Here is an 11,777-nt window from a genome sequence, read left to right on the forward strand (position 1 = left end):
ATACGCACCTATAAAAGAGAAAACCGTTACAAGAATAACCTTGCAACGGCTTAATTGTAATAACTTAACGAATCTTAAATCCGTATCGCTATTTTAGGACTAGTCAAGCTATATAAACAAAGAAGTCCGGCCAATTACGACCGGACTTCTTTGTTTATATTATTTCTCTGTAAAACTCTGCGTTTAACTCAAATCACTCTGCGTTTAAACACTTACAACGAAGAAAAATCAAAAGTTTCCAAATATTTGGTAGTGAAGTTTCCTGATTTGAAACCAGGATCATCCATCAGTTTAATATGGAACGGAATTGTTGTTTTAATACCTTCAATCACGAATTCCTGCAAAGCACGTTTCATACGGGTTAAAACTTCTTCACGAGACTGGCCGCTCACGATCAGTTTGGCAATCATTGAATCGTAATTCGGTGGAATGGTGTATCCGCTGTAAACGTGGCTGTCAATACGAATACCATGCCCTCCCGGGAAATGCAGATTGGTGATTTTACCAGGAGATGGTCTGAAACCATTTGCAGGATCTTCGGCGTTAATCCGGCATTCCATTGCAAACAATTTCGGCGTATAATTTACACCTGTTATTGGCTCACCGGCAGCTACTTTTATTTGCTCCTTGATAAGGTCAAAATCTGTAACTTCTTCGGTGATAGGGTGTTCTACCTGGATACGGGTGTTCATTTCCATGAAGAAGAACTCACCGAATTTATCTACCAAAAACTCCACCGTTCCTGCACCTTCATATCCAATAGCCTGTGCACCTTTGATGGCAGCGGCACCCATTTTCTCACGAAGTTCAGGTGTGATAATTGGCGATGGTGTTTCTTCAACCAATTTCTGGTGACGACGCTGAATAGAACAGTCACGTTCTGAAAGGTGGCAAACTTTACCAAACTGATCTCCGATGATCTGGATTTCAATGTGGCGAGGTTCAACTACAAACTTTTCAAGATATAAACCGTCGTTACCAAAAGCAGCAGCAGATTCGGTACGGGCATCATTCCATGCCTTTTCGAATTCATCCGGTTTGTTGATCACACGCATTCCGCGTCCGCCACCACCGGCTGTTGCTTTCACAATTACAGGATAACCAATTCCTTCGGCAAGTTTTTTACCTTGTTCAACAGATTCCAGCAAACCTTCAGAACCCGGAACAACAGGAACACCGGCAGCAATCATTGTCGCTTTTGCGGTAGCCTTGTCGCCCATTCCGTTAATCTGAGCAGCTGTTGCACCAATAAACTTGATGCCATAGTCAGCACAGATCTGAGAGAATTCTGCGTTTTCTGATAGAAATCCGTATCCCGGATGTATCGCATCAGCACCGGTAACTTCCGCAGCTGATATAATATTTTGTATGCTCAGATAGGATTGTCTGCTTGGAGGAGGACCGATACAAACGGCTTCATCTGCAAAGCGGACATGCAGACTGTCACGGTCGGCAGTAGAGTATACAGCAACCGTTTTAATGCCCATTTCGCGGCAGGTTCTTATCACTCGCAGGGCAATTTCCCCGCGATTGGCAATGAGTATCTTTTTAAACATGAAAATCAGTTAAGTTTTACAGATCATCCATTGCCTTATGCAGGCTCAACCAGGAACAGAGGCTGATCAAATTCAACAGGAGTTGCGTTTTCAACCAGTACTTTTACAATCTTTCCTGAAATTTCAGACTCGATCTCGTTGAAAAGTTTCATGGCCTCAATCACGCAAACAGGTTTTCCTGGTTTGATTTCATCACCTATGCTTACAAAAGCAGGTGTTTCAGGGCTTGAAGCACGATAGAATGTTCCAATCATCGGAGACTTAATCGTGATCAGATTAGAAGAAGGTGCTGCTTCGGCAGCTGCTGGTGCTTCTGCTGCAAAGGTCGGGGTAGCAGAGGCTACCGGTGCTGCAACAGCGGCCGGAGCTGCTGCTTGTGGAGCAGATGTGTACACCACAGGAGCAGCGCCATATCTTTTCACTTTAATCTTTAATTCGTTGGTTTCAATATTTACCTCATCCAGACCAGACTGAGCGATGAAGTCAATCAATTTTTGAATTTCTTTGGTTTCCATTTAGAAAGTTTTTAGCAGTGCGGGGAAGTTATCGTTATTGCTTGATAATAAGCAGGGTAGATAGAACTTTTACCTTTACCAGAAAAATTAATTTATGATTTTACCCTTTCTACGTAGTCGTAGGTACGTGTATCAACTTTGATTTTTTGTCCTTCTTCGATAAATAAAGGAACCATAATTCTTGCACCGGTTTCAACCTCAATCGCCTTTTTAGGGGAGTTGGCTGTATCACCTTTTAAGCCCGGCTCAGAATAGGTAACTACCAATTCAACGAAAGGAGGCAATTCGCAAAGCAGAGCAGAGTCATTTTCAGTGTTAATCAGAATTTCAACTTCCTGGCCATCCTTCATCAGGTCAGCGTTGGTGATCAGTTTTTCGTCAATCAATACCTGGTCAAACGTCTCTGAATTCATAAAGTTGAATCCTACGTCGTCCTTATATAAAAATTGAAATTTATGACGCTCCACACGTACAGGAATAATTGTAGCTCCAGATGAGAACGTGTTGTCCAGCACTTTACCGGATGTTAAACTCTTTAATTTTGTACGAACAAAAGCATTTCCTTTGCCGGGTTTAACGTGTTGAAATTCTGTAACCTGAAACAGATCATGGTTAAAGTGTATTACCAATCCGTTACGCAAATCTGCTGTAGTTGCCATTTTAATTCAATAAATAATTCGAAATTGTTTTTAATTCAAAAATGTAGACGGCCAAAGCCAGAGCGTTATGCTAGGCTCCGTAAGCCCATTTTAAATATACTGATCCCCATGTGAATCCACCTCCGAAGGCAGAAAGTATCAGATTGTCTCCTTTTTTCAGTTGTGATTCGTAATCCCAGAGACAAAGCGGAATGGTTGCAGCTGTGGTATTTCCGTAATTCTGAATGTTCATCATTACTTTATCCATTCCAACCCCCATTCTGTTAGCAGTGGCTTCTATAATCCGGCGGTTGGCCTGATGTGGAACAAGCCATGCAATATCGTCTCCCGTTAAGCCATTTTTCTCCATAATTTCAGCAGAAACGTTGGCCATGTTTGTAACTGCAAATTTGAAAACCTGAGCACCGTCCTGGAAAACGTGATGCCAGCGGTTATCTATTGTTTCATGTGTGGGCGGGTAACGGCTTCCTCCTGCTTTTTGATGCAGATATGGATATCCCATTCCGTCAGAACGAATGATGGAATCATGAATTCCATATCCTTCTGTATCTGGTTCAAGCAGAACGGCACCTGCGCCGTCACCAAACAAAATACATGTTTTACGATCAGTATAGTCTGTTATTGCAGACATCTTATCCGATCCAACAATCACTATCTTTTTATATTTTCCGGTCTCAATAAACTGAGATCCCAATGTAAGTGCATAAACAAAACCTGAACACGCAGCCTGAATGTCAAAACTACCGACATTACGTATTCCAACCATATCGCAAATGAGGTTGGCTGTGCAGGGAAAAATGAAATCCGGGGTTGTGGTTGCGCAAATCAGCAGATCGATTTCGCCGGGAGAAGTATTGGTTTTAGCCAACAATCCTTTTACAGCCTCAGCTCCCATGTGTGAACTCCCCAAGCCCTCGCCTTTGAGAATGCGCCTTTCTTTAATACCAGTACGGCTAACAATCCATTCATCATTGGTAGCTACCATTGTTTCCAATTCGGCATTGGTCAGAATGTAATCAGGCACATACCCTTGTATTCCTGTAATAGAGGCTCTAATTTGGGTCATGGTTCAATTGTAACAATCATAATCCGGTTGGATTGTGTTAAAAGACAATGTCGTTTTATTGATAACAGCGTGGTTATAGGCATAGGTAATTAATTTAGTGCCTGAGCAATATGCAGGTACGCTTTCGTTTTTACCTGTTTGTATGCCCAGCCGATCATATTTCTTATTGCCAGAGGTGAAGATATTCCGTGGGCTATCATCACATTTCCGTTCACGCCTATGATCGGGCTCCCGCCGATGGATTCATAATTCGTCTGATCTATAAAATCATCCTGAATCCCTCGCTTTTTCATGATGTCATACAGCGATTCACCAAGTTTGAACAGGATATTTCCTGTGAAACCGTCTGTTACGATCACATCAGCTTTATCATTGAAGAGGTCTTTTCCTTCAATGTTACCAATAAAATTAATTTTTTTATTTCCTTGCAACAGAGGATAAGTTGCTTGTGCGGTTAATGAACCTTTCTGTTCTTCCTCTCCAATGTTCATTAAAGCAACACGGGGATTGTCGATCTGGAAGGTATGCTGAGCGAAAAGAGATCCGATTTCACCAAATTGAGCTAATACCTCCGGTTTGCAGTCGGCATTGGCGCCAATATCAAGCATAATAGAATGCCCTCCGCCAACCTGCGGTACCAGACCTGCGATAGCCGGACGTAAAATACCTTCGATAGCTTTAATGCTGAAGAGTGCACCTACATGCATGGCACCAGTGTTACCTGCGCTGCAAAATATGTCCACTTCCTTCTCTTTGAGAAGCCTGAAACCTACTCCAATACTGGAGTTGGGCTTTTGTGAAAGTGCTTTGGTAGGGTGTTCGCCCATCTCAATAACATCTTCTGCATGAACGATATCAATATTGGTAGGGGTGTAATTATTTTGTTTAAAAATATCCAAAATAATGCCTTCCCGCCCGATCAATACAATTCGTGCCTCCGATGGTAGTTCAGAAGCGGCTTGCATAACCCCTTCAACAATAGCCTGTGGAGCTAAATCTCCCCCCATAGCATCTACCGCAATTTTCATTTACACGCTGTTATTTTATACTAATAAGTTAGAAATCGAAGGTGTAAATTTAGCAGTTGTGCCTTAGTAAAAAAGAATTTCGCAACAACTTTTATACGGCTGCTGCGAAATTGATATCTTCACTGGTAAAAATTAAACCGTTTTGGAGTAATTCTCAACCACTACTTTCCCTCTGTATACCAAGTTTCCTTCGTGTACGTGTGCACGGTGAAACTGGTGGATTTCACCTGTTGAAGAGTCAGTTCCCAATTGCTTGCCAGTCAGGAAGTCATGAGCTCTACGTGTATCGCGACGGGTTTTGGAAATTTTCCGCTTGGGATGTGCCATGATGCTTTATGTTCTTGTGTTAATATTCGATTTTGAAACTCTTATTTATATACCGGCATTTTCAGCCTGATCTATTCTCCTTTTAGTTTTTTTAAAGCCTCCCAGCGAGGGTCAATTTTCTCGTCGGTGCTTTCGCCTTCTTCATCTTCCGGTGCTTCCGAAGAGTAAACCAATACTACCTCGTCTTCATCTTCCGAAAAATTATCATCCTCGTCGGTTCTTAAACTTGGATGTATTTTTTTAACTGGTAACGATAAAGCTATAAACTCGAAAATGTACCTGGCAATATTAATGCGGTTGGTGTTTCTGTTTATAATCTCGATCTCATCTGTTAATTCCTGATTTTGTTCACCAAATTTCAGGATAATTTTATCGTCTGAGATAAATGGCTCTTCGTAAGGTTCCAGACTGCGGTCGCATACGAGGCCCACGGTTCCTTCTGTATGAAAATGAAGCTGGATCATGGTTGCCGACTTGGTTAGTTCGACATGTGTTTTGAAATGGCCGCTTTCAATAATATCCTGCTCCAATTCCTCAAAAAACGCATCACCCGATTCCATATCATAGTCATACAGTTTGTCTTCCAAACCGTAAATGTCTATGTTGTATTTACTTAGCTCTTTCACTATTTCTGACAAAAGGACTGCAAAGGTAGTGTCTTTTCGTGTTAATAAAAAAACAATAAGGAAATTTTATTGGTCTTGTAGGTAGAACCCTAAGAATAACTCCATGCAAAGCATATTTCTACGGGTTTCAAAAATCAAAAGACTCCTGGAAAGAGTCTTTCTAATATCCAGTGTTAAAAAATCAACTACTTTTTCAATGATTTTTCTACCTCTAAGACGAACGAGGGTGTAACATTGGTAAAGTTTGCAATTTCCATTGTTGAAAATTTGCCAATCGCTAATAAATTTTTAATGACGTCGGCCTTTCCTTCTTCTCTGCCTTTTTCAATCCCTTTTTTCTCCCCGAGAGCAATCCCTTCTTTTTTTGCCATGTCCAGCACTAGTTCCCTTATGCCCATAGTTCTTTGGTTTTCAGTTAGTACTTCAATTACCCTCTCAAATTTAATATTATATTCCGGGTCTGCAAAAGATACATACCGCTGCAGGAAAATAAGCAGATCGTCTACCTTCCTTTTGGAAATTTGTTTCCTTAGCAGGTTTTTGGCTAATTTATATTTGAGATTATAGAGTTCTTCGTCACTCAGATTCTTCTTTTTTAACGCCAGCAATACTGTTAGAATTACAATTGAAAACGGATTGGTATCGTTGACAAGGGTTTCTTCATCTTGCTCAATTACTTTGTAAGTATTAAACTGAAAAGTTGCCTTAGTACCGAGATAGTCATATTCGAAAAAAGTAGGTCTGGATTTTCTGTTGCTGTCGGTGAAGATAGCAATTGCTGTTACCGGTTTACGATACTTATCCAGAATGCGGTAAAAGTAGGTAAACATTCTTTGCGCAAAGTTATCGTCATCATAACCTTGAACTTCAACATGTACCAAAATCCATTCCTCTTTTCCGGATTTTGTAAATACCTTAACCAGTTTATCTACAAACTTAGGCGCTTGAATATCATCGGCTGGATAAAGCTGCTCTAGTTCCTTGTCCAGAAACTGAAATCCTTTTTCTAATGAAAATAGTGTGTCTGCCTCTGCAAAGAAAAAACGTAAGAAATCATCTGTAATGTTTTCTAGTATGCCTTTCCATAAAGCATCGTTTCTTTTCAATTCTATATGTATTTAGTTGATAAAGTGTGTGTGGCGAATTGCGGTGTCTAAACCTTCTTCGCAGGATTTCCGAAATAGGTCGCTTTTGCCGGCACATTTTCAATCACAACGGAGCCTGCACCAACACGCGCATTTTTGCCAATTTCAATTCCGGCAACAATAATGGCTCCGGAACCGATAAACGCTCCATCGGCAATTTTAACCCGGTCGTTGATAATGGCGCCGCTGCCGATCGTAACATAGTTGCCAACCTGTACCCAGGTGTCCAGAATAGCTCCTGCCTGAACCAGACAATGACTGCCTACTTTGGACTTGGGCCCAACTGTTACACGTGCTGCTATCAGATTCCCGTGGCCTATTTCTGCCATTTCTGAAACAACGGCAGTGTCATGAATCGCATTGACGGGCATTGCTTTACGATCTTCAATAAGCGTTTCTACTATTCTTTCGCGTACCGAACGCTCACCAATGGCAACAAATGCTTCACATTTTTCACCCACAATGTTTACAAAACCAGTGTCGTCGGTGTCGCCCAATACACTCACATCGCCGTATTCCTGGCCGTGTAATTCTTTTTTATCATCTAAAAGGCCGTAAACAAGCACTTTATTCCTTCTGAAAATGTCGAGTGCCTGTACACCAATATCTCCTGCGCCAAAAATTAAAACCGGGTTTTCCATGTTGATTTGATGAATCTGTTTGATTAAATCAGAATAATAATCGCTGAGACCTTAACAGATATTGTAATGTAAAAAATTATAGGAAAGTTACTCTGAATACAAAAGGACTGCTATATGGCGAAAGGTTTTGTCCGCTGTACTGGTCAATCTGATTGTTGTAACTTAAATTATATAGTATTGTAAGGTGCACAGCCTTGATAAATCGTGCACCAATAGGCTGAGAATAGGAGGCTCCCAGTAATGGAGAAGCAAGCCATTTTCTTTTTTGATAAGAAGCTTCCACATTCATTCCTTCCAGTTCTCCGATTAAATTGACCATTGGAAATGCGTTATACATTATAAAGCCACGACCTCCATAATACAGAGAGTTAATGCCATAATATTTAGACCTGAAATACATACCTGTAAGACCTACGCCAGCTACCAGTTTTTCTGTTAGTTCGTAGCCTGCCATTGGAGAAAGGTTCACGTTGGTAACACTACCAAAGCTTAAACCGAAACTTCCACCCAAACGGAGACGGTCTATGAAAGGCTGCTGTTTGAAATCTACTTCTTTTTTCTTCTCTACAACTTCCTGTTTTTCCACAGGTGGTATTTCTTTTCTCTGAGGCTTTTCCTTTCCCAGTGTGTCCGGACGATAGTATTCGTCTGTTTGTGCAATTACCTGTGATACCGATAAAAGCATTATCACAGTGAAGCATGAAAGGAGGATTTTAATTTTCATCTATTATTCGTTTATTTATATTGTTGTAAAGTTTAACGTAAAAAAACTGGATTTTGGTTTGCCTGTTCAGTTTTCCTCCTGTAATCCTATTCTATTTTTATGCATTATCATATTTCTGTAAACGATCCCGCGTCTCATTTTCTTTTTATAACCTACACGATCCCGGATATCAGCAGCGATTATATAGAAATACAGCTTCCGGCATGGAGACCAGGGCGTTACGAAATTCAAAATTTTGCCAAAAATATTCAATTTTTTGAAGCGATCTCGAAATCGGGTCAGAAACTATCGCTGAACAAGATTTCCAAAGACCGGTGGAAGGTTCGTACCGAGGGTGAAAAAGAAGTGCAGATACGGTATTCTTATTACGCTGCAATTCAAAATGCAGGCAGCAGTTATGTGGATTCAGAACTGTGGTATCTCAATTTTATCAATTTCTGCATGTACACAGAAGGAAGAATTGGAGACCCCTGTTCCATTAAACTTGAATTGCCCGACGGTTTCGAAATTGCCTGTGGACTTGCGAAGTCTCCCGGAATTCAGAATACATTAGTTGGCAATGATTTTTATGAATTGGTGGATAGTCCGCTTCTGGCTTCAACCACTTTACAAAGATGTAATTATGAGGTGGGTGAGGTGCAGTTCAGCATCTGGATGCATGGGAATCTGAGGCCGAATTGGGAGCGTATCAAGCGGGATTTTAGGCGATTTTCGAGGGAGCAGATTGCTATGATGGGTGAGTTCCCTGAAAATCGGTACCATTTCTTGAATCTGATACTTCCAACAGCCTTTTACCATGGTGTGGAGCACCACAATTCTACTATGGTAGTATTGGGACCCGACGATGAAGGTGAAGGCTTATACACCGATCTGCTTGGAGTAAGTTCTCACGAATTGTTCCATGCCTGGAATATCATCAGAATCAGGCCCATAGAGCTTTTGCCGTATGACTTTACCAAAGAAAATTATTTTGCAACCTGTTTTGTAGCAGAAGGTTGCACGACTTACTACGGAGATCTTTTTCTGAAACGTTCGGGCGTTTTTAACCACGAAGCCTATATTAAGGAATTGCAGGTTTACATGAAGCGGCATTTTGAAAACGCCGGCTCAGCGCGCCAATCTTTAACAGAATCATCATTTGATCTTTGGCTGGATGGTTACGAAAAAGGAATTCCTGACAGGAAGGTCTCGGTTTACCATAAAGGCGCTCTGGCTGCACTGATTTTAGATTTATACATTCGGAAAAAGACCAATCACAAGCAATCTCTGGACAATGTGATGCAGTTGCTTTGGCTCCGTTTTGGAAAACCCTTTATTGGATATACACTTCAGGACTACATTGACATTGCCGAAGAAGTTGCTGGAGAAAGTCTGGAATGGTATTGGCAGGAGTGCATTTTCGGGAATGAACCGATGGAAACCAGACTAAATGAAGCATTGGCGTTTGTTGGCCTCCAAATGACTACTTTCAGTAACGGAAATATTCAGCTCAATGTGATGGATGATTTTCGTGCCAAAATGCAGAGAGATAAATGGTTATCAACGGTACAGTCGCTTTCGGAGGAAGAGGAATAACTCAAACCCGATGTTTGGGAAACAGCTATTTTCGATTGTTGAAAACATCGCTCAGCGCTTCACTCAGATCGGTAAAGCGATACTTAAAATCGGTCTCGGTAGATATCCTGTCGTTGATCACGTAGTTACTGCCCAAAACCACATTGGCCATTTCCCCGAACGCTGCTTTTAATGCAAATGCAGGAACGTTGGGAAACCACTGCGGACGATTTAGTGCTTTACATATTTCTTTTGTAAGTTCTGCATTGGTTACAGGGCCCGGTGCAACAGCGTTGTAGGCGCCTTTCCACGATTCGTCGGTCATTGCCTGCAGGTACATATTGCAGAGGTCGTCCTCATGTATCCATGAGATCCATTGTTTGCCTGTGCCAAGCGGCGCGCCAAAGCCGAATTTGGCGGGCAAGGACATTTTGGGTAGTGCGCCTCCATCATTACTTAATACAATTCCTGTCCGAAGTTTGACAGTCCTAACGCCGGATCCGGCAATTTCATCCGCAGCTTTTTCCCACTCCACAGTTACATGAGACAAAAAATCGTTTCCGGGAGAATCCCTTTCTGTATGCTGCTGATTGCCGGTATCTTCACCGTAATAACTGCTGCCCGACGCAGATATAAAAGACCGGAGCGTAATGTTATGGTCTTTTAAATGGCGTGCAACGAGCTGGGTTGTTTTAGTGCGGCTTTCCAGAATGACCTTTTTTCGTTCGTCTGTCCATCTGCTGTCAGCTACGCCTGCACCGGCCAGGTGAATGAGATAGGATGTATTAAAAATTGCTCCATCCTCTATGTAGTCCTTCTCAACGTTCCATTCGTACACTTTTACCGAAGGAATGGTCTCCTTTTTCCGGCTTAGCAGCGCGACATCGTATCCTCTTTTTAAAAGTAATTGGGTTAGCCGCTTTCCAACCAGTCCGGTTCCGCCGGTAATCAGTACTTTTTGTCCCATTGAAGTTTTTGGTTGAGATAAGAACGTGATTTTCAATCACGCATATTCAGGTCAACAAAAAGCATACCATTACATTATTCGATTGTGGCGGGAGCAACTCCTCCCGGGGAATCCTGTTCGATTGCCCTCGTGACGCGTTCGATCATGCTTTCCAGGGATTCATCCGGTAAAAAATGCATGGGTTCCTTGAAATGTACGGTAAGTTTGGTATTACGCTTTTTGAACCGTAAACCTTTTTTATCAAATGCTCTTCTGAAACCGTTAATTACAACAGGAATCACAATGGGTTGATGATCTTTGATTAAATGGGCGGTACCTTTTCTTATCGGTGCATAAGGTTTGGTTGTTCCCTGCGGAAAACTTACTACCCAGCCATGTTTCAGTCCCATGCCAATTTTGTCCTGTGCCGAGTTATCCAACTGTCGCTTTACGTTTTCCCCATTAGCACGCCACGACCTGTCAATTGTGATGGCTCCTCCTATACTGAACAATTTGGGAAGCAAACCTTCTTTCATTGTTTCCGAAGCAGCCACATAATAGCAGCGTGCACGTGGCGAAAAGAGATAAAACGGTGGGGATATGGTGTCTTTATAACCCCATTTAGCAGCACAAAAAATATGGTAAAAAGCGATGACGTCGGCGAAGTAAGTCTGATGATTAGACAGGAACAGGACACCGTTGTCCGGCAGATTCAAAAGCTGGTCTGCACCCGTAATTCGGATTTTATTTACCGCCGTATAGCGGTAATAGGTAAACCAGCCGATAACAAATATGAAAAAACGTTTGACTGCCAGGTAATTGCCAAATGGGTCCTTCTCGAAAATTCCGAAGAAATCCAGAGGGACCAACCATGACGGCAGTAAGCTAAATGTGCTCTTTTTATAATTCATACCAGCAAAATATACCAAAGCATGTTTCGTCAAAAGTAGTAAATTAACGTTTTGCGCTTATCAGGGGCAATATAATAAT

General features: G+C 41.7%; 13 protein-coding genes. 1 reads left to right on the forward strand and 12 read right to left on the reverse strand.

Annotation, left to right across the window (positions count from 1 at the left end; genetic code table 11):
* Positions 1-212: 212 nt before the first annotated feature.
* The 10 genes from accC to LZG71_RS24380 form a co-directional block, all read right to left on the reverse strand.
* Positions 213-1,556, reverse strand: a complete 1,344-nt coding sequence (gene accC, locus LZG71_RS24335) for an acetyl-CoA carboxylase biotin carboxylase subunit (RefSeq protein ID WP_233824873.1) — start codon at positions 1,554-1,556, stop codon at positions 213-215.
* A gap of 35 nt (positions 1,557-1,591) precedes the next feature.
* Positions 1,592-2,071 (reverse strand): acetyl-CoA carboxylase biotin carboxyl carrier protein, encoded by a 480-nt coding sequence (gene accB / locus LZG71_RS24340; RefSeq protein WP_233824875.1) that lies wholly within the window; start codon positions 2,069-2,071, stop codon positions 1,592-1,594.
* Positions 2,072-2,163: 92 nt separating this feature from the next.
* Positions 2,164-2,730 (reverse strand): elongation factor P, encoded by a 567-nt coding sequence (gene efp / locus LZG71_RS24345; RefSeq protein WP_233824877.1) that lies wholly within the window; start codon positions 2,728-2,730, stop codon positions 2,164-2,166.
* A 70-nt stretch (positions 2,731-2,800) separates the two neighbouring features.
* A complete protein-coding gene (locus LZG71_RS24350) occupies positions 2,801-3,796 on the reverse strand; it encodes a beta-ketoacyl-ACP synthase III (RefSeq protein ID WP_233824879.1) in 996 nt (331 codons plus the stop codon).
* 89 nt (positions 3,797-3,885) lie between these two features.
* Complete coding sequence (gene plsX, locus LZG71_RS24355) at positions 3,886-4,824, reverse strand: phosphate acyltransferase PlsX (protein ID WP_233824881.1); 939 nt, start codon at positions 4,822-4,824, stop codon at positions 3,886-3,888.
* 132 nt (positions 4,825-4,956) lie between these two features.
* Positions 4,957-5,151, reverse strand: a complete 195-nt coding sequence (gene rpmF / locus LZG71_RS24360) for a 50S ribosomal protein L32 (RefSeq protein WP_233824883.1) — start codon at positions 5,149-5,151, stop codon at positions 4,957-4,959.
* Between the two features lie 71 nt (positions 5,152-5,222).
* Positions 5,223-5,789, reverse strand: coding sequence for a DUF177 domain-containing protein (locus LZG71_RS24365; protein ID WP_255713192.1), 567 nt, complete (start codon positions 5,787-5,789; stop codon positions 5,223-5,225).
* 173 nt (positions 5,790-5,962) lie between these two features.
* On the reverse strand, positions 5,963-6,883 hold the full coding sequence (locus LZG71_RS24370; RefSeq protein ID WP_233824885.1) for a hypothetical protein: 921 nt from the start codon (positions 6,881-6,883) through the stop codon (positions 5,963-5,965).
* A 47-nt stretch (positions 6,884-6,930) separates the two neighbouring features.
* On the reverse strand, positions 6,931-7,563 hold the full coding sequence (locus tag LZG71_RS24375) for a NeuD/PglB/VioB family sugar acetyltransferase (protein ID WP_233824886.1): 633 nt from the start codon (positions 7,561-7,563) through the stop codon (positions 6,931-6,933).
* Positions 7,564-7,639: 76 nt separating this feature from the next.
* Positions 7,640-8,287 (reverse strand): hypothetical protein, encoded by a 648-nt coding sequence (locus LZG71_RS24380; protein WP_233824888.1) that lies wholly within the window; start codon positions 8,285-8,287, stop codon positions 7,640-7,642.
* A gap of 99 nt (positions 8,288-8,386) precedes the next feature.
* Here LZG71_RS24380 and LZG71_RS24385 point away from each other — a divergent pair, with 99 nt between their 5' ends.
* Positions 8,387-9,862: a M61 family metallopeptidase gene (locus LZG71_RS24385; RefSeq protein ID WP_233824890.1), complete on the forward strand. Its 1,476-nt coding sequence runs from the start codon at positions 8,387-8,389 to the stop codon at positions 9,860-9,862.
* A 25-nt stretch (positions 9,863-9,887) separates the two neighbouring features.
* Here the strand turns inward: LZG71_RS24385 and LZG71_RS24390 are convergent, their stop codons facing one another.
* Together LZG71_RS24390 and LZG71_RS24395 are read right to left on the reverse strand one after the other, a co-directional pair.
* Positions 9,888-10,808 (reverse strand): TIGR01777 family oxidoreductase, encoded by a 921-nt coding sequence (locus LZG71_RS24390; protein ID WP_233824892.1) that lies wholly within the window; start codon positions 10,806-10,808, stop codon positions 9,888-9,890.
* A 74-nt stretch (positions 10,809-10,882) separates the two neighbouring features.
* Complete coding sequence (locus tag LZG71_RS24395; protein ID WP_233824894.1) at positions 10,883-11,698, reverse strand: 1-acyl-sn-glycerol-3-phosphate acyltransferase; 816 nt, start codon at positions 11,696-11,698, stop codon at positions 10,883-10,885.
* Between the last annotated feature and the right edge of the window lie 79 nt (positions 11,699-11,777).

Origin of the sequence: Dyadobacter sp. CY312, from assembly GCF_021390535.1 — a bacterium.
Classification (GTDB): domain Bacteria; phylum Bacteroidota; class Bacteroidia; order Cytophagales; family Spirosomataceae; genus Dyadobacter.